Consider the following 25,667-nt stretch of genomic DNA (forward strand, 5'->3'; position numbering starts at 1 on the left):
TTTAATGATACGTTGAGCAAGTAGTTGTACTCTTATGCGATCGCGGGCAGCGTCAGATGTGTATAAGAGACAGCCCGTGGGGCCGCCGGGGACGCCGCCGCCACCGCCGCCCGGGCCACCGCCACCGGTCGGCCCGCCGGGGACGCCGCCGCCACCACCGCCGGGGCCGCCACCGCCTGTGGGGCCGCCCGGAGCGGTGCCGCCGCCGCCAGGTGTGGACGGAGCCACGCTGGACGACGGCGTGGTCGTCGGGGTGGTGCTGCTGCTGCTCGGCCCTTTATTGCCGCCGCCGCACCCGACCGCGAACACGAGCATGGCCGCACCGCCGAAGAGCGCGACCGAAGTCCTGGCTGCAGATCTCATCGAAGTCCCCAATCCCCACTTGCGCCACGGCAACTGGTCCATTTCTCCTTACCCCGGCACGCGCCCGTGCAAACGGGATTCGATGCGGGACTTCTGCCCGGAAACGGCGATGGCCCATCCACCGGGATGGGCCATCGGTACAAGTGGCGGGCGCGGCTGGCGCCAGGCGAAAATCGCAACGGAAGCGAGTGCGTGGGAGCCGATGGCCCATCTCGGGCTAATGGGCCATCGGCGAGCCAAATCGTATCCTCGGACAACTGTTGCTATGCGGGAATTTGCTGCATCAGTAATAAGAAATTTTCTTATTCGTAAATTGGATACCGCATCCGCGTCGTGACACGCCGCCGTGAGCCGCATCAGCAGCCGCAGTCAGACCTGCGCCCACCTGAGCGAACGGCGTCCGCTCCCTAGGCTTCCTTGGTGATCAACTTGCGCAGCGCCACCCGGTCGGGAGTCAGCAGCTCGGCGATGCGCGGCTTGTTCACCTCGGCGACGATGATCTCGCCGACCTCCTGGTAGACCTCGCTGAAGATCCCGTGGGACTTCATCTTCTCGGTCTGATAGAGGTTGTCCTCGGTCGGCGTCACGTAGTAAACCGCGTCGGCCTTGAACCGGTGCACCAGCCAGAGGTGAATCAGCGTCATCAGGCGCTTCTGGCGCAGCTTCTCGGCGAAGGTGTTCTGGTCACGCACCTGCAGGATGCTGCGGCCGTGCCGGTCCTTGATGGGATCGACGACGACATTGGCCAGCTGCTCGTTCCCGTTGCCGTAGATGCCGAGCTCGAGAACGTCCGAACCGGCGCGGCGGGGCCGCAGGGTCACCCGCAGCTTTTCGCCGAGCTGGTAGTTCTCGCTCCACAGCGCCAGCCACTCCTCCAGCAGCTTCTTGGGCACCTCGGTCTGCGCGAGGTGCTGATGCTGGGTCGAGCCCTTGCCCATCGCCTTGGTGGTCGCCGTACGCCCGGACGATGCCTGCAGCGCCGCGTCGCTGCGTGGTCCGCCGACCAGGGTCTGCGGGGTCCGGTAAGGCGACTCGACCAGGCGCATCTTGCGCTGCAGCCGAGCCAGCGCCAGCATGCCGTCCTGCTGCAGCGACGTGGCGAACTCCTCGGCGGCGACACCGTCGATCTGGTGGCCGCCGTAGGTGATGAAGTTGAAGACGAAGCCCATCTTGCCGAGCTCCTCGGGGAAGCGCTTCATCTCCTCGTCGGTCATCCCGGTGGTGTCCCAGTTGAAGGACGGCGAGAGGTTGTAGGCCAGCATCTGCTCCGGGAATTCGGCGTGGATGGCGTCGGCGAACTGACGGGCGTCGGCGAGATCGGCGGTCTTCGTCTCCATCCAGAGGATGTCGGCGAACGGCGCGGCCGCGAGCGACTTGGCGATGGCGTACGGAATGCCGCCGCGGATCTGGTAGTAGCCCTCCGGCGTCTTCGACAACTCCGGCTCCCATGGCGGATCGACGCCCAGTTCCTTCGCCTTCTCCCGCGCGGCGTAAAGCGATGCGCGCGCGGCGAACTCGCGCCACTCGTCGGGGGTCATGCTCGGCGACTCGTCTTCGGTCTCGCCGAACGAGAGCACCTCCGCGACGGCCTCGCTGTAGGTCATCAGCCCGGCGTCGTCCTCCCACGCCGCCACGAATCGCGACTCGACCTGGTCGAAGAGGTCATCGATCGAGCCGTGTCCGTCCTCCCGCAGGGCGTTCACGGCCTCGGAGATCAAGCCCTGGATGCCCTGGCGCTCGAGCCAGGCGCTGGCGGCGGCGTACTCGGAGTCGGCGAGGGCGTAGAGCAGGTGGCCGTTGAGCTCCTTGACCCCGAGCTCGTAGAAGCGCCGGACCAGCGCCAGGAAACATGCCTTGTACGAAGGGATGTTGAGGTTGGTCGCGCCGAGCAGGAACGGCTGGTCGCGCTCGTCGGCGCGGCTGTCGATGAGGTTGGCCGCCTCGGCGTCGGTGCGGGCGACGATGATGCCGGGCACCTTCATGACGTCGAGTTGGAACCGGGCCGCGTTGAGCCGCTTGATCTGTTCGTCCGACGGCACCAGCACCTTGCCGCCCTGGTGGCCGCATTTCTTGGTGCCCGGGCGCTGGTCTTCGATGTGGTAACCGGCCACGCCGACCTCGGCGAAGCGGCGGATCAGGTTGCGCACGTGCGGGTCACCGCCGTGGCCGGTGTCCGCGTCGGCGATGATGAACGGCCGGTAGTCGTACGCGGGTGTGGTGGCGCGCTGTCGTTCGGTCATGTTCAGGCGCTGGTACTGCTGGTTGCGGTCGGCGGTGAGCAGGGCGCGCACCAGCACCGCCGCGTCGTCGGGCACCTGGCTGAGGGGATAGCTGGCGAGGTCGGGACCGGGGTCCTCGGTGGTGGAGCCCTTGGCCGAGGTCGCCCAGCCGCCGAGGTAGATGCCCTCGATGCCCATCCGCTTCATGGCCACCGCCTGGCCGGGCGAGTAGGGGCCGAATGTCGTAATGCTCTTCTTCGCGGCGAACAGCTCGCGCAGCCGGTCGTAGAAGGCGGCGGCCGCGTTCCGTGCCACCGGGTAGTCGGTCGGGATGGTGCCGCGCTGCTCGACCACCTGGCGGGCCGTGTAGAGGCGCGTGATGCCGGCGAAGCGTTGGTCGTCCATGTACCGCTGCGTGGCGGCGATGTCGTCTTCGAACGATGTCCGGACTTCGGTGTCCGAGTCAATGATGGCCATGGCCTTACGCTCCTCTTCGGCACGATTCCCCTGGACGGAGTCTATCCCCGGAGATGACCTTTCAATCAGGGGCCGAAAGACCCATGCCAAAACTGTTGCCGGACGCCTGTATCCGCAACCCGGCGACGGCGCGGCACGGCCGCGGGCCACCAGGCGGGCGGTCGCGGTGTGCACCGCTTGCGGCGCAACACTTTTCGCGCGCAAGACCCGGCTCAGCCGGGACCGCCGGGCGCGCGCCGGGCCAACCACTCCCGCTGGCGACGGACGAACCCCGCGTCGACGACCCTTCCGTGGCCCGGCACGTAGACCGCGTCCGCCCCGCCGACCGCGAGCAGCCGCTCGAGGGTGGCCGGCCAGGCGGCCACGTCCGAGTCGGCGTCGATCGAGGGATCGGCGGACTCCTCGACAAGGTCGCCGGTGAACACGACGACCGGGTCGTCGGCCCTCCCGGGGGCGACCACCACCAGATCCGAGGTGGTGTGGCCACGTCCGAGGTGGGCGATCGTCACGGTGCGGTCGCCGAGGTCGATGGTGGCGTCGAAGACTCCGCGCCGCGGGGGTCGCAAGGCGGCGATCGCTTGGTCTATCTCCGCGGGGTCGGCGCCGTGGTGCAACGCGTCGTCGCGCATCCGGTCGGTCCCCGAGGACAGGCATTCGACCACCTCGGGCGCGCAGTAGATGTCCGCGTCCGCAAACGCCGAAGAACCCAGAACGTGGTCAAAGTGCTTGTGGGTCAGGACGATAGCGCTGACCGGGCGGCCGGCGAGCCGTCGCACGCCTGCGTCGATTGCGGCCGCCTCGGCGAGCGTCGTGCCGGTGTCGACCAGCAGTACCCCGGTGCGGCCCCACACGAGTCCGACCGTGACATCGCAGAACGGCAGCCGGCAGCGATGCACGCTGGCGGTCAACCGTTCCCAAGCGAGATGCACACGAGCAAGGTAGCGTCAACCGGGCCTGAGCGGCCGGGGAGGAATCTCTAGATGCGCGCAGTCGTCATCACCAAGCGTGGCGGTCCGTCGGTCCTGCGGGTCCAGCAGCGGCCCGATCCCCCGCCGCCGGGTCCGGGGCAGCTCCGGGTGGCGGTGCGCGCGGCGGGCGTGAACTTCGCCGATCACCTCGCCCGCGTCGGCATGTATCCGGATGCGCCGAAGCTCCCGGCGGTCGTCGGCTACGAAGTCGCCGGGACCGTCGAGGCCGTCGGCGACGGTGTCGATCGCGGCCGCGTCGGCGAGCGGGTGCTGGCGGGTACCCGCTTCGGCGGCTATGCCGAGATCGTCAACGTGGCCGCGAGCGACTCAGTGCCGCTGCCGGCCGCAATGAGCTTCGAAGAGGGCGCCGCCGTTCCGGTCAATTACGCCACCGCGTGGGCCGCGCTGCACGGGTACGGATCGCTGCGCACCGGGGAAAGGGTGTTGGTGCACGCCGCGGCCGGCGGGGTCGGTATCGCGGCCATCCAGTTCGCGAAGGCCGCCGGGGCCGAGGTGCATGGCACCGCGTCGCCGGCGAAACACGAGAAGCTGGCCGAACTGGGGGTGGACCGGGCGATCGACTACCGCCGTGACGGTTGGTGGCGTGGCCTGGATCCGTACGACGTGGTGCTCGACGCGCTGGGTGGCACGTCGCTGCGGCGGTCCTACGCGCTGTTGCGGCCGGGTGGACGGCTGGTCGGGTACGGGGTGTCGAACCTGCAGCATGGTGAGAAGCGCTCGCTGCGGGCGGCCGCCCCGCACGCGTTGGCGATGCTGCGCGGGTTCAACCTGATCGACCAACTCTCGGAGTCCAAGGCGGTGATCGGCCTCAACATGCTGCGGCTGTGGGACGACCGCGGCACCCTCGAGCCGTGGATCACTCCGCTGGCCCAGGCGCTCGCGGACGGAACGATCGCTCCCGTCGTCCATGCGGCGGTGCCGTTCGCCGACGCGCCGGAGGCGCACCGCATCCTGGCGGCCCGGGAGAACGTCGGCAAGGTAGTCCTGGTGCCGTGAGTTTTTAGCGGCGCTGCAGTGGTTATCTATCTCCCATGGCTGTCACCGAATCCCGCGAGGTCGTCATCGAGGCGACACCGGATCAGATAATGGATGTGCTGTTCGACATCGAATCGCTGCCCGAGTGGTCCTCGGTTCATCAGAAGGTGGAGGTTCTCGAGCGGGACGATCAGGGCCACCCCACCAGATCGAAGCAAGTGGTCAAACTTGTCGGTGTCAGCGACGAGCAGGAGTTGGCGTACACCGTTCACGACGACGGCGTCAGCTGGACTCTGGTCAGCGCCAAACAGCAACGCGCGCAAGACGGTCGCTACACGCTGACGCCCGACGGAGACTCCACCCGGGTGAACTTCGATCTCACCGTGGACCTGTTGATGCCGGTGCCCGGGTTTTTGATCAAGCGTGGGTCCAAGAGCCTGATGGACACGGCCACCAAGGGATTGCGTAAACGGGTACTGGAGCGCAAGGGCGGCAACTAGCGGCACCCAGGCCGCCGAATCGGGCGCTTCCGGATGGGCGCCGCGCGAGCGACACTGTTCATATGGAACCGAAACCCGTGAGCAACTTTCGACGGGTCGCATCTCTCGCCGGTGCGTTGGCGGTCCTCGGCGCGGTGGCCGGCTGCGGCGGCCACGGTGACACCCGGGTGACGGCGCCGTCGACGCCGAAGGTCACGACCCTGGGGCGGACCGTCCCGGCCGCCCCCGCCGACGGACCGTTGACCATCAGCAGTCCGGCGTTCCGCGACGGTGCGCCGATCCCCGTGCAGTACACGTGCAAGGGGGCGAACATGGCCCCGCCGCTGACGTGGTCGGCCCCGTTGGGGGCCGCACTCGTGGTCGACGACCCGGACGCCGTCAACGGCCTCTATGTGCACTGGGTGGTGGTCGGAATCGGCCCCGGTTCCGGCAGCACCGCCGACGGTCAGACGCCGGCCGGCGCGACCACCCTGCCGAATACCGCCGGCGAGCCCGCGTACAAAGGCCCCTGCCCGCCGGCGGGAACCGGCACGCACCATTACCGGTTCACCCTCTACCAGCTTCCCAACGACTATCAGCTGCCCGACGGGCTCGCCGGTGTCCAGGCGGAGCAGGCGATTGGCGGCGCCGCGACCGCGCAGGCGCGGCTGACGGGGACCTTCGGAGGCTGAGGCCGCCCTTTCAGGCCATATCGTCGAGCGCCTGATAGCCGGCGTTATAGCCGGGTGTGAACGTGATGCCGGGCCCGCCGTGGCATCCCGCACCGCCGAGGTAGAGCCCTTCGATGGGAATCGGAAAGTCGAGGAATCCCTTGGGGCCGGGCCTGTTCGGGCCCATCAAGTCCGGATGCAGCAGCCCGTGGCAGAAGTCGCCCGCGGGCGCACCGAACATCGTGTTCATGTGGTAGGGCGCAAACGTGATGTGGCGGATCACGATGTCCTTGAAATTCGGGGCCAACCGGCTGATCTTGTTGATAACACGCTGTGCCATAACATTTTTGAGTTGTCCATGGTCCTGGCGGTCGACTTCGACCGGGAAGGCGTACGCGTAGGCGCTCGCGGCGTGCTTACCGGGCGGCGCCATGCCCGGATCGTGCACGGACGGAATCTGCATCCCCATCGACGGGTTGTCCGGCACCACACCCCGACGGCAGTTCTCCCAGTTCAGCTGTTGTTCCTCCGGCGCCCCGAAAATCCCGACCGACTGCTGCATGCCTTCCTCGTTCAAAAACTCATAGGGCGGGGCGAATTCGGGCAGCCCGTCGAGGGCGAAGTGGATCTGCACGAACGACGCGCGGTGGTCTCGGCCGGAAAGACGTGAGATCAGCTCCCCCGGCACGTGTTCGGGGGCGATCAGCTCGGTGAGCGTGACGTCCGGCGCGAGGTTGGAGACCACGATCGGCGCGGTGATCGTCGAGCCGTCGCGCAACCGCACCCCGGTCACGGCGCCGTGGTCGACGAGGATTTCCTCCACCTTGCTGCGGAAGCGGATTTCACCGCCGTGGGAGACGAAGAGCTCACGCAGGTGTTCGGTGAGCGCACCGATGCCGCCCTTGAGTTTGGTCATCATCGCCGTGCTGTCGTCCGGCACCGCCAGAGCGAATGCCAGGCAGGTGGCACTGCCCGGCGTGTAGGGGCCGCGGTAGGTGGAGTTGACGGCCAGGAACGCGAGCATCCCCCGCATGACCGCGTGCTTGTCTTTGTCGGGCAGGTAGCGGTCGATGACGTCCATCGCCGACCCGAACAACATCTCGTGAATCGCGCGTCGTTCCGCGTCGTTTGCCGCGCACGCGTACATCTCGTCGAGGGTTTTGGGTGGTGTGCGAACGTCGAAGCGGCCCAGTGCCTTTGCGGGTCCCTGGCTCCAGCCGATCAGTTCGGCCATGCCGGTGACGGCCTCGATGCCGTGCTTGGAGCCCAGGTGCGTCATCAGTTGCATCGGGTCGCGGTAGAAGATCATCGGCTCCTCGCCGTGATCGCCGATGTTGGTCGACATCACCTCCGGCTCCACCGTGGGCAGGGTGTCCAGCCCGAGATCCTTGGTGATCTGGCTCGCCGTCGGGAATTGGACGGAGCCGGCGATCTCGTACCGGAAGCCGTCGATCAGTTCGACGGTCGCCGCCATGCCTCCCGCATAGGTGTTGCCTTCCAGGCACAGCGTCCGCAGGCCCGCGCGCTGCAGTACCGCGGCCGCGGTAAGTCCGTTGTGGCCCGCGCCCACGACGATCGCGTCGTAGTCCGACATGGCGTCCTCCCTCATTGGTGCGTGACAAGGATATGTCAGTACTGACATGATAGGAAGATGTCAGTTCTGACAAATTTCGGCCGGCTGGGATACCATTCCGGGGGGATGAACGCGCCGACGAACCGTCATGAGCTACGCCGACGATCGACGCACGAGGCGCTGCGCCAAGCGGCATTGAAAAGCTTTGCAAGCAAAGGGTTTACCAACGTAACCGTGACCGAGCTGGCCCGGGAGGCCGGCGTAACCGAACGGACTTTCTTTCGCCACTTCCCCACCAAGGAGGCGGTGCTCTTCCAGGATTACGAGACGCAGCTGGCATGGCTGGCCGAGGCGCTCGCCGACCGTCCCGCGTCCGAGTCGCTGTTCGATGCGGTGCTGGCGAGCGTCGCGGCCTTCCCGCACGACCTCGAAGTGGTCCGCCAGGCCGCGACGGCCCGCACGGAGTTGATCAGCGCGGAGCGCATCGCGAGCCATCTGCGCGTCGTGCAGTCGTCGTTCGCCCAGGTGCTGACCGATTTCGTCAGGGATCGAAACCCGGGCGTGGCGAACGTCGATCTGCTCGCCGAGGTGACCGGTTCCGCCCTGGCCGCTGCGCTCGTTGTGGCGGTGGAGAATTGGGGCCGCAACGGCTGCAGGGGCGACCTCGGCGAACTCGTCGCGTCCAGCCTGGAGCTGCTGCGCTCGGGTTTTGCGCCGCTCGCCTGATCCGTTGGGCTTCCCGCGCTGAGCGCTCACTCAAACGTTCTGCGCGCTCTGGACGGCCGTCTCGACGAAGCGGCGCAGCACGGCGTTGCGGGCGCGCGGCAGGAACGCTATCGAGACCGGGCTCGTGGGGGCTCCGCGCAGCGCGACGAACCGGACGCCGGGGTGGATGTTGCGCCGTACCGCGACGTCGGGGATCACACCGATCCCGCGATCGGCCGCGACGGATTCGAGCCACTCGTCGAAATTGGTTGTCTCAACGACCGTTTTCGGTCCCTCGCCCGCCGGCCACGACCATGGCCCGGTGGTCCCGCTGGCGGTGTTGACGACCAGCGGCCACTGCGGGACCTCAGCCCAGTCCAGCTCCGATCTGGTCGCCAGCTGCGAGTGGACCGAACACACGGCCACACGGGACTCGTCGAACAGGTGCACCACCCGCACCTGGGTAGCCGTCACCTGGCCGCGGACGACGGCGACGTCGACCCTGCCCTGCTGGACGGCGCTCAGCGGATCGTCGGTGCGGACCAGCCTGACCGTGGTCCCGGTGGCCCGCTCGAAGCGGGCGACGGTGTCCTGCGCCCACGGGTCGGGCAGCAGCCAGCTGAATCCGAGGCCGATGCTTGCCTGCCGGCGTACGGCGCCGAACGCCCGTTCGAGCTCGGCGAGGACCCGTTCGACGTGGTCGAGGAAAGTCCGTCCGGCCTGGGTGGTCTCGACGTGCCGCGAGGTGCGGTCCACCAGCGTCACGCCGAGCGCATCTTCCAGTTGGCGAATGGTGCGGCTGAGCGCCGGTTGGGTGATGCGAAGTTCGTCGGCGGCCCGCGTGAACGACTGCAGTCGCGCCACCGCCTCGAACGCCCGGAGGTGGCGCAACTCGATTCGACCGCTCGCGAATGCGCCCATGCCTGACAAGCATAGATCGATTACAGCAGGCATTTCACAGGCCATCTCGACGGACCTAACGTCATAGCCAAGGACATAGACAGAGGAGACGAAATGCCGCTGCTTTACATCGACCTCATCGAGGGCCGCACGCCGTCGGAGGTCGGGGCCTTGCTCGACGCGGCTCACGAGTCCGTCGTCGAAGCGTTCGGGGTGCCGCCGCGCGACCGCTATCAGGTGGTGCGCACCCATCCCGCCCACGAAATCGTCGCTTGGGATACCGGTCTCGGCATCAGCCGCTCGTCGCACCAGGTGATCATCAACGTGGTGAGCCGGCGGCGCACGCGGGCGATGAAAGAGAAATTCTACGAGCTGCTGGCGACCAACCTGGCCGAGCGGTGCGGCCTCGACCCGGCCGACCTGATCGTCTCGATCACCGAAAATGGCGACGAGGATTGGTCTTTCGGCCACGGCCGGGCACAGTTTCTCACCGGGGAGCTGACGTGAGCCTCGACACGCGGCTCACGGAATTCTTCGGCATCCAACACCCCGTCGTGCTCGCCCCGATGGCGATGATCTCCGGGGGCCGGCTGGCGGCGGCGGTGACGTCGGCCGGCGGCCTGGGCCTGATCGGCGGCGGCTACGGCGACGCGGAATGGCTGCGGCGCGAATTCGACCTGGCCGACGGGGCGAACGTCGGGTGCGGATTCATCACCTGGAGCCTGGCCCGCCAACCCGAGCTGCTCGACGAGGCCCTGGCCCGGCGGCCCGCCGCGATCATGCTGTCCTTCGGTGACCTGCGGCCGTTCACCGACCGCATTCGCGCCGCCGGCGTGCCCGTCATCGCGCAGGCGCAGACGCTCGACCACGTGCGCCAGGCCCTGGACGCCGGCGCCGACGTCGTGGTGGCGCAGGGCGGGGAGGCCGGCGGCCACGGCATGACCGTCCGGTCCACCTTCACGCTGGTGCCCGACGTCGTCGACCTCGCCGCCGCCCGCGCACCGGACACGCTCGTGCTGGCCGCGGGCGGGGTGACCGACGGGCGCGGCCTGGCCGCCGCGCTGGCGCTCGGCGCCGACGGCGCGCTCGTGGGCACCAGGTTCTGGGCGTCCCCGGAGGCGTTGGTGTCCCCCCGCGCGCACGGGCGGGCGCTCTCGGCCACCGGCGACGACACCGTTCGCACGCGCGCCTACGACCTTGTGCGGCGGCTGGATTGGCCGGCCGGATACAACGCCCGAGCGCTGGGCAACGCCTTTCTCGACAGGTGGCATGGCAACGAGGACCAGCTGGCGGTGGAGCTGCCCGAAGTCGTGGCCGACTACGAAAAGGCTGTCTTTGCTGAGGATTTCGACACAGCCGCCGTACTCGTCGGCGAGGGCGTGGGACTCATTAACGATGTCCGGCCGGCCGCTGACATCGTGCACGACATGGTCCGCGACGCGGCGCGAATCCTCAATAAGGATTCAGTACAGGGGTGACCAGTCCGATGTGCGCAGCAGGCGGCTTTCCCACTGGTCGCGGTATTTCAGCGCCTCGACCATATAGCTGCCGGGCTTCCGGTGCTCTGGGGCAGTCTCGGTTGTCAGCAGGTGGACGAGCGCTGCATAGTTGTTGAAGTTCTCAATCTTCTGCCACAGCATCGCTTCTCGTCGGCGGTGACTACCGTGGGCGACCTGAAAGCACGCTTGAATATCGAGGATCCGCATCTCTTTTGGGGCTTTGGACAGCAGCCGGTAATAGATCTCGTCCCACATCCGGATGTAGTCATCGAGCGCGGCGTCGGGCCAGCCGGTGTCTTCCATGAACAGGCTCAGGGGGTGGGTCGCACCGTCGGTGGGCACCGTCGCCAGGTCGACGGTCTGCAGCGGTGACCAGGCAACCGGCAACAGCAGCTTGCCCGTCACCTCGTGGCGCAGGTTGTCCATTTCACGCATCCACGGCTGGAGGTCGCCGCGTTGGGCTCGGCGAGCCAGCCTTTCCCAGGCCGCACCGTCGACGATGCCGGTGATGGTGACCACGTTGTAGGACAGCCCCGAACCGTGGGCGTGATTGGTGTACCAGAGCAGCCGGGCGTCGTCACCGGCGGCGAGCATCGGCATCCAGCCCTCGCGGTAAGCGGCCTCGAATTCGTCCTGCCGCGCGCCGACCACTTTGTGGGTCTCGTGTAGGAACAGCATCGGAACTCCTTGCCGTCAAGCGTCTTTGGCGATCAGCGCGGCGAGCTCGCGGCGGTTCACCTTGCCGGTCGAGCTGTAGGGGATGTGCTCGACGATCGCCAGCCGCTCGGGCAGCTTGAAGTAGGCGATCAACTCGCGACAGTGTGCTCGCAGCTGTTCGAGAGTCACTGGCGCGCACGCCATCACGGCCGCCCCCACTCGCTGGCCGAGCTCCTCGTCGGGGATTCCGGCGACCGCGACATCGCGCACCGCGGGGTGCGAACGAAGCGCTTCCTCCACCTCGATCGGCCCGAACTTCTCGCCGCCACGGTTGATGGTGTCGCTGAGCCGTCCGCTCGGGAAGAGGTAGCCGTCGGGGTCTTGGCGGGCGAGGTCACCGGTGCGCAGCCAACCTTCGGTGACGTTCTGGGCGGTGTTCACCCACAACTCGCCGACCGTTCCCGGCTCGACGTCCTCTCCCGTCTCGGGGTCCACCACTCGCACGTCGACACCGGGCAGCGGCCGGCCGACCGATCCCGCGCGGGCCGGATCGCGGTGATCCGCGGGCAGCAGCGTCGTGTAGGCGCCGAGGGTCTCCGTCTGCCCGAATACGTTGGCGAACGCCACATGTGGGAGGGCGTCCATCGCCCGGCGCACCAAACTGATGGGTGCGGCGGCGGCGCCGTAGGCGACGGCGACCAGAGACGACAAGTCGGCGGCGGCGAAGTCGGGATGGTCGAGGATGCGCTGCAGCATCGCGGGAACCAGGAACGTGGTGCTCACCCGATGCTCGGACACCAGGCGCAACCACTCGCCCGCGTCAAATCGCCGCTGTACCACCGACGTGTTGCCCGAGTACAAACTGCCGAGCGTGCCCAGCGCGCCCCCGACATGGAAGAACGGGACGCACATCATCCCAACCGAGGGTCTGGCGTCGGCCCGGAACGGTGCCGCCATCCCCTTGATCCGCCTTGTCAGCTGCCGGCCGCTGATGCCGACGGCCTTCGGGAGTCCCGTTGTCCCGCTGGTGAACAAGACCAAGGCGTCGCGGCCAGCGTCGTCGCCGGACGGCGGCGCTGACCCGCCGGCGCCCTCCAACAGATCGCTGCCCGTGACCACCGCCGGCGCACCGGCCTCGCGGAGCCGGTCGGCGTACGGCTCCCCCGCGACGGCCACCTCGGCACAGCCCGCGCTCGTCAAAAGCCTGTGGAGTTCGGACGGGGTCAGCGCAGGGTTCATCAGCGCCGCCGCGGCACCGATGCGGGCCGCCCCCAACACCGTCGCGATCGAGAGCACGCTTCCGCCGTCGACGACGGCGACGCGCTGGCCGGCGGCTACGCCGCGTTCGGCCAGGCCGGCGGCGCACCGGTCCACGGTGGTCGCCAGCTCGCCGTAGCCGATCGAATGCCCATCGACGATGAGCGCAATGCGGGCGGGATTGCCATTGGCGGCGGCCTCGAGCATCGTTGCGATAGTCATCGTGCGCGGCTCAGTAGAAGGGTGACCATGCGGAGGTGCGCAGCAGCCGGCTGGTCCACTGGTCGCGCAGGTCGAGGGCATCGTGCATCCAGGTGCCCGGGGCGCGGTATTCGGCGGGAATCCGGGTCTGGAGCAGCCCGAGCAGCTGGTCGGGCCGCTGAATGCGCTGCATCAGGACGACCTCCCGGTGCAGGTGGCTGCCCAGCGCGGGCTGAAAAGCCGCCTGGATCACCAGCATTGACGACGGCCGCTGAAGGCTCTGGGCATACACGTCGCCGCTGCGAGCGATGTATTCCTCGAACTTATCCGGATACGGCCACATGGTGTCTTCCATGTAAAGGGTGAGTTCGTGCTCCCGGCCGTCGACCGGCACCTCCTGCGACGTGATTTCCTGCAGTGGCGACCACGGCAGTGGCGCCAGCAGTTTGGCCTCGACGTCGTAGCGCAGGTCGTCCAGCTCGCGCATCCACGCCTGCAAATCACCCTGTTGCACCCGGAGCGCAAGGCGCTCCCACGCCGCCCCGTCCCGAACGGCGGTGACGGTCACGACGGTGTAGGACGGTCCGCTGCCCTGGGCGTGGTCGGCGTACCAGAGCAACCGGGCGTCGTCACCGGCGGCGAGCATGGGCATCCAGCCCTGCCGGAACGCGGCCTCGAAATCGTCTTCGCAGCGGCCGCGCACCTTGTGCACCTCGTGCATGAACAGCACGTCGAGACGGTAACCCCGAACGCGTTCCCGGGTCTACAGGTCTGCGATCGCGCCCTGGACAGCCGAGTTGCGAACTGGTTTGCTCGACTCAGTAATTAACTCACCGGGCAGGAGTCGCCGATGGCCCGTCTCAACGTGCCGGATGGCCCCGGCGGCGAAGCCGCCATGATCTGGACGCTGCGGCCGCAACTCGGCGACATGGTCGAGCGGATGATCCGCGGCGCATACCAACAGAGCGTTCTGCCGGCCGACGAGCGCGAGCTGGCCAGGATGCGCATCGCCCAGATCAACGACTGCGTGGCCTGCTCGGGCTTTCGGGCCCAGTCGGTGCTGGACGCCGGCGTCACGCCGGAGCTTTACGACAACGTCGCGGCGTATGCCAGCTACCCGGGCTACACACCCCGCCAACGGCTTGCCATCGAGTACGCCGAGCGCTTCGCCACCGACCATGCCTCGCTGGACGACGCCTTCTTCGGGCGGCTGCGCGAGTCGTTCTCCGACCCCGAGATCCTCGATCTCACCCTCTGCGTCGCGGTATTTCTGGGCCTGGGACGCTCGTTGACCGTGCTGGGCGTCGACCAGTCCTGCGCAATCGATCTCTAGTAAGGAACCGAATGGACCTGGCGACCGTCGACGAATTACTGACGACGACGCGGTCGGTGCGAAAGCGCCTCGACTTGGACCGGCCGGTCGGCCGCGAGGTGATCCTCGAGTGCATCCGGCTGGCGATGCAGGCGCCCACGGCGAGCAACGCGCAGGACTGGCGCTGGCTGGTGATCACCGACGCCGACAAGCGCGCCGCTATCGGCGAGATCTATCGCAGCATCGGCGCCGAATACCTTGCTTACGCGACCAAGCAGGCGTCCGATCCGCAGACCAGCGCGTGTACGCCGGCGCGCTGGCCCTGACCGACACGCTGGGTAAGGTCCCCGTGCACGTGATCCCGTGCCTGGCGAACCGCATCGACAATTCGACTCTGCTGACCGCCGCGTCGGCCTGGGCGTCGATCATCCCGGCCGGCTGGAGTTTCCTGCTCGCCCTGCGGTCGCGGGGGCTGGGATCGGTGTGGACGACGATGCATCTGGCCAAGGAACGGGAAGTGGCCCAATTGCTCGGTATCCCGGACACGGTGACGCAGGCCGCGCTGTTCCCGGTGGCCTACACGATCGGCACCGACTTCCGGCCGGCCACGCGCCCGCCCGCGGAAACCGTGACGTTCTGGGATAGCTGGGGAGACGGCTGATGCAGTCCTACACCGTGCGATTCCACGTCGATGCACCGCCGGCGAAGGTGTGGCGGGTGCTGCATCCGCCCGCGCCGCCCAGCGCGCCGCGGCCCCGAGTCCTCAAATGGCCCACCGGCAGCATGGAGATCCTCAACGAGGGCAACGAGGCCGGCGAGGGCCTGGTCCGCACCTGCGTCTACCCGGTGCCCAAGTACCTGCTGTCTGGGGGCCGGGCGCGGTCGTGGGAGACCGTCACCGAGGCCGAAACCAACAAGCTGTCACGCTACGTGGCCGTCGGCGCGCCGCTGTGGTCGCGGGCCGAGGGTTATCACCGGCTTGAGGAGCAGCCCGACGGCACCACGGTGCTGACCTTCCACGAGACCTATCACGCCTACAACCCGCTGCTGCGGTTCTTCCTCGAACGCCCGGTGCACGCGAAGATTTCTCGGGACAACCTCGATACGTACGAGCACGCGCTCAGCTACGCCGGCAGCGTGCGGCGGCTTCCCTAAGGGGTTCGTTGGGCGCCGTGACCATGGGTTACGCATCCGGGGGCGCCGGCCGGCGGATGCCGCTTTGCGTGAATTTGGCTGTTCAGCCCGGTACGCTGACGTGCTATGGGGTTTGAGGCTGGTGTATTTACGGCCGGACGGTTGGCCGTCACGGGGTTGATGATTGCGGGCTGGGCAGTGTCGGTGGGCGTCGCGGGTGCCGACCCGGACCCGACGGGACCCGCACCCGGACCGCCACCGTCGTCGGCCTCACCGGCACCCTCTCCCGCGGCCTCGTCGGCGCCCTCACCGGCCGCCTCTCCCTCGCCGTCTGCTGGGGCCTCACCGGCCGCCTCGCCGGCACCGGAACCGAAGACGAGCATCGACAAGGACGGCATCTACAACGTCGGGTCCGACATCGTGCCGGGCATCTACAGCTCCGGGGGGCCCCTCGACAACGGCACCTGCTACTGGAAGCGGATGAGCAATCCGGACGGCAACATCATCGACAATTCGATGAGCAAGAAGCCTCAGGTGGTGCAGATCGACCCGACCGACAAGGCGTTCAAGACGTCGGGTTGTCAGCCGTGGCAGCTGACCCCGGACGCCGCCCTGCCGCCGACTACACCGCCGGCGGGAGTGCAGAGCACGCTCGGCCTCCTCAACGGCCTGCTCGGCGGCGGCCAGGGCGGGCAACAGCCGCCCTCGCCCGCTCCCCACAACTGACGGTCCTCACGGGCCGTGGCCAGTGCGCAACAAGCTGTCGTCGTCGGTGCCGGTGTCAGCGGTCTGACGTCGGCCGTGTGCCTGGCCGAGGCCGGCTGGTCGGTGCGAGTCTGGACGGCCGCCACGCCACAGCACACGACCTCGAAGGTGGCGGGCGCGGTATGGCTGCCGCCACGGCCGGCGGAGCGCGCAAGCGACACGCTGTATTGGACCGAGCACTCCCTGCGGGTCTTCCGCGAACTCGCGGACGACGCCGACTCGGGCGTTCAACTGTCGCCCGCGATGGCGGTCGGTGAACTGACTGCGGCCGAGGCGATGTCGTCCGCCGCGGCGTTGATCCCCGACCTGCGCCCCGCCGACCCCACCGACCTTCCGGGCGGCTTTGGCAACGGCTTTCGCGCCACGTTGCCGATGATCGACATGCCGCACTATCTCGACTACCTGACCCGGCGGCTCGCCGCGGCCGGCTGCGCAATCGAGGAGCAACCGGTGCGGTCACTGGCCGAGGTCGCCGATGCCGCGCCGATCGTAGTCAACTGCGCCGGTCTGGCCGCCGGATCCCTGACCGGCGACGACACGCTGCGCCCGCTGTTCGGCCAACACGTCGTACTCACCAATCCCGGTCTGCGGCAACTGTTTCTGGAAATCAACGGCGGGCCGGAATGGACCTGCTACTTCCCCCACCCACAGCGCGTCGTGTGCGGCGGCATCAGCATCCCCGGCCGCAGGGACACCACCCCGGACCCCGACGTGACCGAACGAATCCTGCACCGCTGCCGCCAGATCGAGCCACGGCTCGCCGAAGCCGAGGTGGTGGAGATCATCACCGGGCTGCGTCCCGACCGCCCCTCGGTGCGGGTGCAGGCCGAGGCGCTGGGACGTGCCCGGTGCATCCACAACTACGGCCACGGCGGCAACGGCGTGACCTTGTCGTGGGGTTGCGCGCGCGACGTGGTCCGCCTCGCCGGTCAGCGGGAGGCGCGGTGAGCATCGACTACAGGTTGGACGCCCACATCGTCACCATCACGATCAACCGTCCCGAAACCCGCAACTCGCTGGACATGGAACACTTCCGCGACCTGGCCCACGCGTGGGCGGCATTCCGCGACGACGCCAGCGCCTGGGTGGCGGTGATCACCGGTGTGGCGCAAGACTTTTGCACCGGCGCCGACCTCAAGAAGTTCATCCCCGAACTCACCGGCGACCTGCCGCAGCCCGAAGGGTGGAACAAGGACGACGCCATCCACGCCGTCCTGCACCGCTTCCCCGTCTACAAGCCGATCATCGCCGCGGTCAACGGCACTTGCGTCGCGGGCGGCTTTGAAATGTTGAGCTCCACCGACATCCGGGTCGCCGTGCCCGCCGCGCGATTCGCGGTGATGGAACCCAAGCGGGGCCTTTTCGCCGGTGGCGGCAGCACCGTGCGGTTGCCGCGTCAGATGCCCTATCCGCTGGCGATGGAGTTGCTGCTGACCGCCGACATGGTGGACGCGCAGCGCGCGCTGGCGATGGGGCTGATCAACCGCGTCGTCCCGCCGGAACGGCTGATGGATACCGCGTACGACTACGCCGAGCGCATCGCGGCGAACGCGCCGCTCGCGGTGTTCGCGACCAAGCAGTCGGCCGTCGAGGGCCTGGCACTCGACCTCGCGTCGGCGTACGACAACGAAACCCGGCACAGCGACCGCATTTTCGAGACCCAGGACGCCAAGGAGGGGCCGCGGGCCTTTGCCGAGAAGCGTCCGCCGCGGTGGCAGGGCCGCTAGCGCCGGCTGACGTCCCGAATGATCAGCGACAGCACCCAGCTCACGATGGACAACACGATCGCGGCCCAGATCGCCGTCCACCAGAAATGATCGATCTGCAAACCCCAATGTGTGGTGTGCTCGGTGATCCGGGCGGTGATCCACAACATCAGCGCGTTGACGACGACATGGAACAGCCCCAGGGTCAGGATGTACAGCGGGATCGACAAGAACTGGACGATCGGCTTGATGAACGCGTTGACCAGACCGAAGATGACGGCGACGACGAAGATGATGCCGACCCGTTCCAGCTTCGTGTCACCGCCGACGAACGTGATCCCATGGACGAATTTTGTGACCAGCCATAGCGCGAAACCGGTCAGTGCGGCGCGAAGCAGGAAAGGGCCCATGCCCAAGATCCTCTCACCAGGCGTGCGCGAAGGGCAGCCTGTTGAGTTGAATGCTGATATTCCTCGCTAAGCGTCGCCGCGCTGCGACGACAGGTACTTCACCATCTGGCACAGGTTGACGACGGCCGCGCTCAATTTGTGGATCGTCGCGTCCCGATCCGCCACACACGACTGCCAATCGGGGAACTCCTGCGGAGCTTTCTGATTGTCGGCGTTGAGGTGCATTTTCTGCTCGATCTGGTCGCACAGATCGGCGAGGGTCAACTGACCCGGCGCGCTGCTATCGGAGAACCATTTGTCACTCATCTGAGATCGTCGCCTTCCAAAAATCCCCGGCTTTGTCCTGAGGCTATCGGGCCGACCGCCACGAGGATTGCGCGGCCGCTTAATTTAAGTTGTAGAAGCGCTGGGCGTTGAGCCCGCCGATCTTTTCTCGGGCCTCTTCGCTGATATCCGGGCGGGCCCGCAGGTGCTTGGTGCTTTCCGGCCATTCACCGTCCCAGTGGGGGTAGTCGCTGGCGAACATGATGAAGTCGGCGCCGAGCACGTCGATCACCCCGGGCAGGATCGGTTCCTCCGGCTCGCACGTCACCCAGATGTTGCCGGCGGACAGGTACTCGTGCGGGTCGCGCCGCCAGCCGCGTTCGACCCAGTCGCCGCGCTTCTCGTAGTGCTCGTGCAGGCGATCCATGAAGAACGGGACCCAGCCCGCGCCCGCTTCGAGGAAGGCGACCCGCAACCGCGGGTGGCGCTCGAAGACCCCGCCGGAGACCAGCGCCGTCATGGCCGTCATCTGATCGAACGGGAAACTAATGCAGTGCACCTGAATGTAATTGGTGAAGCGGTCGACACCGATCTTCGGCAGATGGATGCCCGGGGCGCCGTGAATGCCCAGCGGCATGTCGAGGTCGACCGCGGCGGCGTAAAAGGGGTCCAGGTCGGGGTGGTCGAGGTTACGCGTCTTGAGCGCCGGCGGAACCAGAGTCGCCACCAGCCCAAGCTCTTTCGCTTCGGTCATGACGTCGATCGCCGCCTGGCCGTGCTCGATGGGGGTTACCGCGACGCCGCGCAGCCGTCCACCCGACGGGGCGCAATAATCCGCGATCCACTGGTTATAGAGCCGGGAGAATCCCGCCCCGAACTCGGGATCCTCGAGCGTCGGGGCGCACAGCCCCAGGCTGGGGTACAACACCATGGTGTCGATGTGGTCGCGATCGGCGTCCCCCAGCACGCCTTCGGTCGACCGGCAGTTGATGTCCGGCGCTTTGCTGATGCCATGCTCGGGCGGACACCCGGCGCCCGGGCCCTGATCCTCCGGATAGTTGCGGCCTTCGAACGTCAGCCGCAGCCGCCCGTCGGTGCTGGGCTTGACGTGCTGCGGCCAACGTTTGATCGCTTCGATTGCCAACGAGGGGTTCTCGGCAACGTGTCCGTCGGCGTCGATGATGCGCATGTATTCGCAACTTACTCTCGCGCCATCGCGCTCGGTACTGCACGATGCTGACGTGACAACTCAACGGTTGACCGCCGACCAGCGAAACTCATTCATCGCGGCGCTGTTGGGCTGGACGATGGACGCCTTCGACTACTTCATCGTCGTGCTCGTCTACGCCGACATCGCAAAGACTTTCCACCACAGCAAGGCGGAGGTCGCGTTCGTCACCACGGCCACCCTGATCATGCGTCCCGTCGGCGCGCTGCTGTTCGGGCTGTGGGCCGACCGCGTCGGTCGGAGGCTGCCGCTGATGGTCGACGTGATGTTCTACTCCGTGGTCGGATTCCTGTGCGCGTTCGCGCCCAACTTCACCGTGCTGGTCATCCTGCGCCTGCTGTACGGCATCGGCATGGGCGGCGAGTGGGGTCTTGGGGCCGCGCTCGCCATGGAGAAGGTGCCCGTCGAGCGACGCGGGTTTTTCTCGGGGCTGCTGCAGGAGGGTTACGCGTTCGGCTACCTGTTGGCGAGCGTCGCCTCGCTGGTGGTGATGAACTGGCTGGGGCTGTCCTGGCGGTGGCTCTTCGCGCTGAGCATCATCCCGGCGCTGGTCAGCCTGATCATCCGGTACCGGGTGGAGGAGTCCGAGGTCTGGGAGGCCGCACAGGACCAGATGAAGCTGACCAGCACCAGGATCCGCGACGTGCTGCGCGACGGGGCGATCATCCGCCGGTTCTTCTATTTGGTGCTGCTGATGACGGCCTTCAACTGGATGAGCCACGGCACTCAGGACGTCTACCCGACCTTCCTGACATCGACCGCCAACCACGGCGCCGCACTGTCCAGCGTGACGGTCAAGTGGATCGTCATCGTCTACAACCTCGGCGCCGTCATCGGCGGCCTGTTCTTCGGCACGCTGTCGCAGCGATTCAGCCGCCGCTACACCATCATCTTCTGCGCGCTGTTGGGACTGCCGATCGTTCCGCTGTTCGCCTACTCGCGCGCCGCCGCGATGCTGTGCCTCGGCTCGTTCCTCATGCAGCTGTTCGTACAGGGCGCGTGGGGTGTGATTCCCGCCCATCTGACCGAGATGTCGCCGGACGCCATCCGCGGCCTCTACCCCGGCGTCACCTACCAGCTCGGGAACCTGCTGGCCGCGTTCAACCTCCCCATCCAGGAACGGCTGGCCGAGTCGCACGGCTATCCCTTTGCCCTAGCGGTGACGATCGTGCCGGTGCTGATCGCGGTGGCATTCCTGACGCTGATCGGCAAGGACGCCACCGGAATTCGTTTCGGCACCGCCGAAAGCGCCTTCCTGCCAACCGAAGTGACGTGAGTCAGTCCGACTGATTCAGCAGGCGCAGCAGCAGGTGCATCGCCACCGTTGTCGAGCGCTCCCGGATGTCCGAGCGGTTGCCGGGCAGCCGCAACGTGCGGGTGTCCCGGCGACCGTTTGAAAGCTCCACCGTGAAACAGACCGTCCCGACCGGTTTTTCGGGAGAGCCGCCGCCAGGGCCGGCGATTCCGGTGATCGCGACGGCGGTGTCGGCGCCGAAACGGCGTAGCGCCCCGGCCGCCATCGCTTCGGCCACCGGCTCGGACACCGCGCCGTGGGCCTCGATCAGCGCCGGATCGACGCCCAGCAGTTCCGCTTTCGCATCGTTCGAATAGGCCACCACCCCGCCGGCCACATACTCCGACGATCCGGGCCGGTCGGTCAGTCGCGCCGCCACCAGGCCCGCGGTGCAGGATTCAGCCGTCGCGATCCGACGACCGGCCAGCGCTTGGCCGACCAGATCGTCCACGGTCGAACCATCTTCGGAGAACAGCTGCTGTGCGTGGCGGTCACGCACCAGTTGGATCAGCTTCGCGTAACTGGCGGCCGCGTCCGGCTCGTAACGCGTGACCATCTCGACCTCGCCCCGCCGCAAGCAGGTGGTGATCTCGAGCGACTCAAAGCCCGGCACCGACGCCTGAGCTTCGCGCAGCGTCTCGGCCAGACCCGACTCGGGCAATCCGAACATTCGCACGGTCTCCTGCCGATAGAGCGTTCGGCCGGCGATCGCCTGCTGGGCCGCGGGCGTCTCGATGGCCCGGTGCCACATCGGCTGCAGCTCGCGCGGCGGCCCCGGAAGCACGATGACCGTCGGCTTGCCGGGCACGACCACGCCGGGCGCGGTGCCGACCGGGTCGAGCACCTGCGATCCGGCGGGAATCATCGCCTGCTTGCGATTGGCGGCGCGCACCGCCTCGAAGTCCACGCCCTCGAAGCGCGCCATCAGCTTCTTGAGGATGTTCGCGATCTTGTTCTCGGTCTCGTCGTCCAACACCAGCTCGCGGTTGCAGAACCGGGCCACCACCTCCACGGTCATGTCGTCGGCCGTGGGACCAAGGCCACCGCTGGTGACGATCAGGTCCATGCCCTGGTCCGCCATGAAGCGCAACTGCGCCTCGATGTCTTCCGGGCGGTCGCCACAGATCGTGATGTGCGCCAGCTCGACGCCCAGCTCCAAGAGGCGGTCGGCGATCCAGGGTCCGTTCGCGTCCTGGACGCGCCCGGTGAGGACTTCGGTTCCGGTGACGACGATTCCTGCGCGTGCACTCACCGCCATGAGCCTACTGGCCGGGCTGAGAGACAATGAGCCGATGACCGAGCTCGAGGTCTTGCAGGCCGACGTCACCAAGCTCGAACTCGACGCGATCGCCAACGCGGCCAACACGCAACTGCGGCACGGTGGTGGTGTCGCCGCGGCCATTGCCCGCGCCGGCGGCCCGAACCTGCAGCGGGAATCGACCGAGAAGGCGCCCATCGGGCTCGGGGATGCCGTCGAGACGACGGCCGGCGACATGCCGGCGCGCTACGTCATCCACGCCGCGACCATGGAGCTCGGCGGCCCCACCTCGGCGGAGATCATCGCGCGGGCCACCGCTTCCACGCTGCGGAAGGCCGATGAGCTCGGCTGCCGCACCCTCGGCCTGGTGGCCTTCGGTACCGGCGTCGGCGGCTTCCCGCTGGATGAGGCGGCGAGGCTGATGGTCGACGCCGTCCGGCGACACGAGGCGAAGTCGTTGGAGAAGGTGGTGTTCGCCGTGCACGGCGACGCGGCCGGGCGCGCGTTCCGGGACGCCGTTGCCGGCTAATCCTCTTCGAGGTAACGCTCGACGGAGGCAACCTTCTGCGTCATCGCGTCGCTGACACCGGCCCGCCAGTCCGCCTTGATCACCGTGCTGACCCGGGGCGCGCGAGCGGCCACCGCCTCGACGGCTCGCTGTACGACCGCCATGACTTCTTCCCAGCTTTCACCCTCGATCACGGTGAACATCGAATCCGTCTTATTCGGCAGGCCGGAATCGCGCACCACCCGAACGGCTTCGGCGACGATCTCGCCGACACCCTCGCCCACACCCATGGGCGTGACGGAGAACGCGACAAGCACAGACACTCAACGAGCCTACCCAACCTTTCGGGTGTTGGCCTGGCAGCATCAAGGCCCATGCGGGTTTTGGTGCAACGGGTCGCGTCTGCGACGGTGTCGGTCGGCGGTGAAGTGGTGGGCGCCATCCGGCCCGCCGGTCAGGGCCTGCTGGCCTTCGTCGGTGTCACCCACAGCGACGATCCCGACAAGGCGCGACGGCTCGCCGAAAAGCTCTGGTATCTACGCATTCTCACCGACGAACGGTCAGCCGCCGACGTCAACGCGCCGATCTTGGTCGTCAGCCAGTTCACCCTGTATGCCGACACCGCCAAGGGCCGACGACCGTCCTGGAATGCGGCCGCCCCGGGTGCGGTCGCCGAGCCCTTGGTGGCGGCGTTCGCCGACGCGTTGCAACGGCTGGGCGCCGAGGTCCACAGCGGGGTGTTCGGCGCGAACATGCAGGTCGAATTGGTCAATGACGGCCCGGTCACCGTGCTACTGGAGCTCTGACCCGCGATTGCAGGTACGTTGGGGCAGGCCGATTTTTCGTGACCGATCGTTAACGGGAGGGGCGACCATGAGTGCGACGCCCGAGTTTGGCTCGCTCCGTTCCGACGATGACCATTGGGACATCGTCAGCAGCGTCGGCTACACCGCCTTGCTGGTGGCTGGATGGCGTGCGCTGCATGCCGTGAGCCCGCAGCCGTTGGTCCGCGACGACTATGCCAAGGTCTTCATCGACGCCTCGAAGGACCCGTATTTGGCGGGGATGCTCGCCAACCCGGGGACCTCCGAAGACGAGATGGCCTTCCCCCGTCTCTACGGCGTACAGACCCGCTTCTTCGACGACTTTTTCGTCGCCGCCGGCGCCGCCGGCATACGTCAGGCGGTGATCGTGGCCGCCGGCCTTGACTCCCGCGCATATCGACTCGAATGGACAGAGGGCACAAGGGTTTTCGAGGTCGACTTACCGAAGGTTTTGGAGTTCAAGGCGCACGTGCTCGCCCAGCACGGCGCCAAACCCAAGGCCCCCAGGGTAGAGGTTCCCGCCGATCTGCGCACCGACTGGTCGAGGGCTCTGGAGGCCGCAGGCTTCGACGTGGAACGCCCCAGCGCCTGGTCGGTGGAGGGAGTTCTGCCGTACCTGACTGACGAGGCCCAGAACACGCTCTTCACCCGGATCAGCGGACTCAGTGCGCCTGGCAGCCGGATTGCCATCGGCGCGTTGGGATCCCGTTTGGACCACGACCAGCTTGAGGCCTTGGAGACGGCGCACCCCGGCGTCAACATGTCCGGCGACGTCGATTTCTCCGCGCTGACCTACGAGCCGCAGACCGACCCCGCGGAACGGCTGGCGGCGCACGGGTGGGCGGTCGACCCCGTCCGCAACACGCTCGACCTGCAGGCCGGTTACGGGATGACCCCGGCCGACGTCGACGTCAAAATCGACAGTTTCATGCGGTCCCAATACATCACGGCAACGCGGTAGAAGGCCTAGGGCGTCAACAGGATTTTCACGTCGTCGCCCGACCGCGACGCCGCGGTCGCGTAGCCCTTGGACGCTTCGTCCAACGGCAGCGTGGTGGTGAAGATGCCGTCGACGTCGAGGCGCCCGGACTGCAGCAGCGGGATCAATTCCGGCCAGGTGCGCTGCACCGGCGCCGTCGTCATCCGCAGCGTGATGCTGCGGATCAGGCAACCCAGGGCGTTGAGCGGGAACGGATTCATGTCGTGCACACCGACAACCGACACCGTGCCGCCTGGCCGCACCGCATTGAGTGCATCCGTCAGCGACGCGTCAGTGGCGACGGCATCGATCACCGCGTCGGCGCCGCGGCCCCCGGTGGCGGCGAGGATGGCCCCGACCGCCGGCGCCTTGAGGGGCGTTGCGCCCCACTGGGCGGCGCGGTCCAACCGTCCCTGCACCTGATCGACCGCGAAAACCGTTGCGGCTCCTTGGAACAGTGCGCTGCGCAGCGAGCACAGCCCCACGGCGCCCAGGCCGATGACCGCCACGGTGCCACCGAACGGAATATCGGCGCGTTGCGCCGCCGCCCAGCCCGTGGCGAGGTTGTCGGTGAGGAGCAGCGCCTGTTCGGTGCTGATGCCTTCCGGCACATTGAGCAGCTGGAAGTCGGCCGCGGGCACGGCCAGCAGGTCGGCCTGCGCTCCCCCGAGCAAACCTCCGCCGAAGATCTGAAAGCCCCTGTGGCACATGACGGGATCGCGGGTGGCGCAGCCGGCGCAGGCGCCGCACCCGGTCACCGAGGACACCATGACGAGGTCGCCCACCTTGACGGTGCGTACCTCCGGCCCCGCCTCGACGACGGTGCCGATCGCCTCGTGGCCCAGCGCAATTGGGTCGGGCATCGGGAAATCGGCCTCGTAGAAGTGCAGATCGGATCCGCAGATGCCGGCGGCGGCGACCTCGACGATAGCCCCGTCGGGTCCGGGAAGGGTGGGATCGGGCCGGGTGTCGACCCGGATGCTGTGGGGCCCGTCGACGACTACCGTACGCATAGTGGCG

29 protein-coding genes and 1 pseudogene are annotated in these 25,667 nt (G+C 67.6%); 16 read left to right on the forward strand and 14 right to left on the reverse strand.

Features of this window, described 5'->3' with window-relative positions; genetic code table 11:
• From A5781_RS26365 to A5781_RS20565, 3 genes are all read right to left on the reverse strand, one after another.
• Window positions 1-363, reverse strand: a 363-nt coding sequence (locus A5781_RS26365; RefSeq protein ID WP_231990765.1) for a hypothetical protein, incomplete at its 3' end; no start/stop codon positions are given.
• A 407-nt stretch (window positions 364-770) separates the two neighbouring features.
• Complete coding sequence (gene aceA, locus A5781_RS20560) at window positions 771-3,059, reverse strand: isocitrate lyase ICL2 (RefSeq protein ID WP_067210934.1); 2,289 nt, start codon at window positions 3,057-3,059, stop codon at window positions 771-773.
• A 212-nt stretch (window positions 3,060-3,271) separates the two neighbouring features.
• A complete protein-coding gene (locus tag A5781_RS20565) occupies window positions 3,272-3,988 on the reverse strand; it encodes an MBL fold metallo-hydrolase (protein WP_067210947.1) in 717 nt (238 codons plus the stop codon).
• A gap of 51 nt (window positions 3,989-4,039) precedes the next feature.
• On the opposite strand from A5781_RS20565, the gene A5781_RS20570 reads away from it, so the two are divergent.
• The 3 genes from A5781_RS20570 (at window position 4,040) to A5781_RS20580 (ending at window position 6,194) form a co-directional block, all read left to right on the forward strand.
• Window positions 4,040-5,044 (forward strand): zinc-binding dehydrogenase, encoded by a 1,005-nt coding sequence (locus A5781_RS20570; RefSeq protein WP_067210951.1) that lies wholly within the window; start codon window positions 4,040-4,042, stop codon window positions 5,042-5,044.
• A gap of 35 nt (window positions 5,045-5,079) precedes the next feature.
• Window positions 5,080-5,523, forward strand: coding sequence for an SRPBCC family protein (locus A5781_RS20575; RefSeq protein WP_067210954.1), 444 nt, complete (start codon window positions 5,080-5,082; stop codon window positions 5,521-5,523).
• A 62-nt stretch (window positions 5,524-5,585) separates the two neighbouring features.
• A complete protein-coding gene (locus A5781_RS20580; protein ID WP_067210957.1) occupies window positions 5,586-6,194 on the forward strand; it encodes a YbhB/YbcL family Raf kinase inhibitor-like protein in 609 nt (202 codons plus the stop codon).
• Between the two features lie 10 nt (window positions 6,195-6,204).
• Here A5781_RS20580 and A5781_RS20585 read toward each other — a convergent pair whose 3' ends face one another.
• Window positions 6,205-7,767: an NAD(P)/FAD-dependent oxidoreductase gene (locus A5781_RS20585; protein WP_067211215.1), complete on the reverse strand. Its 1,563-nt coding sequence runs from the start codon at window positions 7,765-7,767 to the stop codon at window positions 6,205-6,207.
• Between the two features lie 105 nt (window positions 7,768-7,872).
• On the opposite strand from A5781_RS20585, the gene A5781_RS20590 reads away from it, so the two are divergent.
• Window positions 7,873-8,472 carry a TetR/AcrR family transcriptional regulator gene (locus A5781_RS20590; protein WP_067210961.1) on the forward strand — a complete coding sequence of 200 codons (600 nt, stop codon included), beginning with the start codon at window positions 7,873-7,875 and terminating at the stop codon, window positions 8,470-8,472.
• A gap of 30 nt (window positions 8,473-8,502) precedes the next feature.
• On the opposite strand, the gene A5781_RS20595 is transcribed toward A5781_RS20590, so the two are convergent.
• Entirely contained in the window at window positions 8,503-9,372 is an 870-nt protein-coding gene (locus tag A5781_RS20595) for a LysR family transcriptional regulator (RefSeq protein WP_067210964.1), read from the reverse strand.
• A gap of 93 nt (window positions 9,373-9,465) precedes the next feature.
• On the opposite strand from A5781_RS20595, the gene A5781_RS20600 reads away from it, so the two are divergent.
• Window positions 9,466-9,858, forward strand: coding sequence for a tautomerase family protein (locus tag A5781_RS20600; RefSeq protein ID WP_067210968.1), 393 nt, complete (start codon window positions 9,466-9,468; stop codon window positions 9,856-9,858).
• Window positions 9,855-10,829 (forward strand): nitronate monooxygenase family protein, encoded by a 975-nt coding sequence (locus A5781_RS20605; RefSeq protein ID WP_067210972.1) that lies wholly within the window; start codon window positions 9,855-9,857, stop codon window positions 10,827-10,829. Before A5781_RS20600 ends, A5781_RS20605 begins: the two co-directional genes overlap by 4 nt.
• Here the strand turns inward: A5781_RS20605 and A5781_RS20610 are convergent.
• Genes A5781_RS20610 through A5781_RS20620 form a run of 3 tightly spaced genes read right to left on the reverse strand, consistent with a single transcriptional unit; the run spans window position 10,815 to window position 13,686 of the window.
• A complete protein-coding gene (locus A5781_RS20610; protein ID WP_067210976.1) occupies window positions 10,815-11,528 on the reverse strand; it encodes a hypothetical protein in 714 nt (237 codons plus the stop codon). The two genes, A5781_RS20605 and A5781_RS20610, sit on opposite strands and share 15 nt — an antisense overlap.
• A 15-nt stretch (window positions 11,529-11,543) precedes the next feature.
• Window positions 11,544-12,986: a class I adenylate-forming enzyme family protein gene (locus tag A5781_RS20615; RefSeq protein ID WP_067210979.1), complete on the reverse strand. Its 1,443-nt coding sequence runs from the start codon at window positions 12,984-12,986 to the stop codon at window positions 11,544-11,546.
• Window positions 12,987-12,996: 10 nt separating this feature from the next.
• Window positions 12,997-13,686: a hypothetical protein gene (locus A5781_RS20620; RefSeq protein ID WP_231990768.1), complete on the reverse strand. Its 690-nt coding sequence runs from the start codon at window positions 13,684-13,686 to the stop codon at window positions 12,997-12,999.
• Window positions 13,687-13,815: 129 nt separating this feature from the next.
• On the opposite strand from A5781_RS20620, the gene A5781_RS20625 reads away from it, so the two are divergent.
• The 6 genes and pseudogenes from A5781_RS20625 (at window position 13,816) to A5781_RS20650 (ending at window position 17,903) form a co-directional block, all read left to right on the forward strand.
• Window positions 13,816-14,298 (forward strand): carboxymuconolactone decarboxylase family protein, encoded by a 483-nt coding sequence (locus tag A5781_RS20625; protein WP_067210985.1) that lies wholly within the window; start codon window positions 13,816-13,818, stop codon window positions 14,296-14,298.
• A gap of 11 nt (window positions 14,299-14,309) precedes the next feature.
• A pseudogene (locus A5781_RS20630) lies at window positions 14,310-14,938 on the forward strand (nitroreductase family protein).
• Window positions 14,938-15,432, forward strand: coding sequence for an SRPBCC family protein (locus A5781_RS20635; RefSeq protein ID WP_067210988.1), 495 nt, complete (start codon window positions 14,938-14,940; stop codon window positions 15,430-15,432). Before A5781_RS20630 ends, A5781_RS20635 begins: the two are co-directional and overlap by 1 nt.
• A gap of 105 nt (window positions 15,433-15,537) precedes the next feature.
• Window positions 15,538-16,137: a hypothetical protein gene (locus tag A5781_RS20640; protein ID WP_197504000.1), complete on the forward strand. Its 600-nt coding sequence runs from the start codon at window positions 15,538-15,540 to the stop codon at window positions 16,135-16,137.
• 15 nt (window positions 16,138-16,152) lie between these two features.
• Window positions 16,153-17,124, forward strand: coding sequence for an FAD-dependent oxidoreductase (locus A5781_RS20645; RefSeq protein WP_067210992.1), 972 nt, complete (start codon window positions 16,153-16,155; stop codon window positions 17,122-17,124).
• Entirely contained in the window at window positions 17,121-17,903 is a 783-nt protein-coding gene (locus tag A5781_RS20650; RefSeq protein ID WP_067210996.1) for an enoyl-CoA hydratase/isomerase family protein, read from the forward strand. The genes A5781_RS20645 and A5781_RS20650 overlap by 4 nt, the downstream gene beginning before the upstream one ends.
• Here the strand turns inward: A5781_RS20650 and A5781_RS20655 are convergent.
• From A5781_RS20655 to A5781_RS20665, 3 genes are all read right to left on the reverse strand, one after another.
• Window positions 17,900-18,292, reverse strand: a complete 393-nt coding sequence (locus A5781_RS20655) for a phage holin family protein (protein ID WP_067211000.1) — start codon at window positions 18,290-18,292, stop codon at window positions 17,900-17,902. The genes A5781_RS20650 and A5781_RS20655 overlap by 4 nt on opposite strands.
• 66 nt (window positions 18,293-18,358) lie before the next feature.
• Entirely contained in the window at window positions 18,359-18,598 is a 240-nt protein-coding gene (locus tag A5781_RS20660) for a hypothetical protein (RefSeq protein ID WP_067211003.1), read from the reverse strand.
• Between the two features lie 79 nt (window positions 18,599-18,677).
• Window positions 18,678-19,745: an amidohydrolase family protein gene (locus A5781_RS20665; protein WP_067211006.1), complete on the reverse strand. Its 1,068-nt coding sequence runs from the start codon at window positions 19,743-19,745 to the stop codon at window positions 18,678-18,680.
• Window positions 19,746-19,797: 52 nt separating this feature from the next.
• Here A5781_RS20665 and A5781_RS20670 point away from each other — a divergent pair, with 52 nt between their 5' ends.
• Window positions 19,798-21,060, forward strand: coding sequence for a sialate:H+ symport family MFS transporter (locus tag A5781_RS20670; protein WP_197504001.1), 1,263 nt, complete (start codon window positions 19,798-19,800; stop codon window positions 21,058-21,060).
• Window position 21,061: 1 nt separating this feature from the next.
• Here the strand turns inward: A5781_RS20670 and A5781_RS20675 are convergent, their stop codons facing one another.
• Window positions 21,062-22,336: a competence/damage-inducible protein A gene (locus tag A5781_RS20675; RefSeq protein WP_067211012.1), complete on the reverse strand. Its 1,275-nt coding sequence runs from the start codon at window positions 22,334-22,336 to the stop codon at window positions 21,062-21,064.
• Between the two features lie 34 nt (window positions 22,337-22,370).
• Here A5781_RS20675 and A5781_RS20680 point away from each other — a divergent pair, with 34 nt between their 5' ends.
• Window positions 22,371-22,865 (forward strand): macro domain-containing protein, encoded by a 495-nt coding sequence (locus A5781_RS20680; protein WP_082939462.1) that lies wholly within the window; start codon window positions 22,371-22,373, stop codon window positions 22,863-22,865.
• Here A5781_RS20680 and A5781_RS20685 read toward each other — a convergent pair.
• Entirely contained in the window at window positions 22,862-23,167 is a 306-nt protein-coding gene (locus tag A5781_RS20685) for an MTH1187 family thiamine-binding protein (RefSeq protein WP_066954365.1), read from the reverse strand. The genes A5781_RS20680 and A5781_RS20685 overlap by 4 nt on opposite strands.
• Before the next feature lie 51 nt (window positions 23,168-23,218).
• On the opposite strand from A5781_RS20685, the gene dtd reads away from it, so the two are divergent.
• Together dtd and A5781_RS20695 are read left to right on the forward strand one after the other, a co-directional pair.
• Complete coding sequence (gene dtd, locus A5781_RS20690; protein ID WP_067211019.1) at window positions 23,219-23,650, forward strand: D-aminoacyl-tRNA deacylase; 432 nt, start codon at window positions 23,219-23,221, stop codon at window positions 23,648-23,650.
• Window positions 23,651-23,717: 67 nt separating this feature from the next.
• On the forward strand, window positions 23,718-24,629 hold the full coding sequence (locus A5781_RS20695) for a class I SAM-dependent methyltransferase (RefSeq protein ID WP_067211023.1): 912 nt from the start codon (window positions 23,718-23,720) through the stop codon (window positions 24,627-24,629).
• A gap of 5 nt (window positions 24,630-24,634) precedes the next feature.
• Here A5781_RS20695 and A5781_RS20700 read toward each other — a convergent pair whose 3' ends face one another.
• On the reverse strand, window positions 24,635-25,660 hold the full coding sequence (locus A5781_RS20700) for an alcohol dehydrogenase catalytic domain-containing protein (RefSeq protein WP_067211025.1): 1,026 nt from the start codon (window positions 25,658-25,660) through the stop codon (window positions 24,635-24,637).
• Window positions 25,661-25,667: the final 7 nt, after the last annotated feature.

Origin of the sequence: Mycobacterium sp. 852002-30065_SCH5024008 (assembly GCF_001665645.1) — a bacterium.
In the GTDB taxonomy this organism is placed as follows: domain Bacteria; phylum Actinomycetota; class Actinomycetes; order Mycobacteriales; family Mycobacteriaceae; genus Mycobacterium; species Mycobacterium paraffinicum.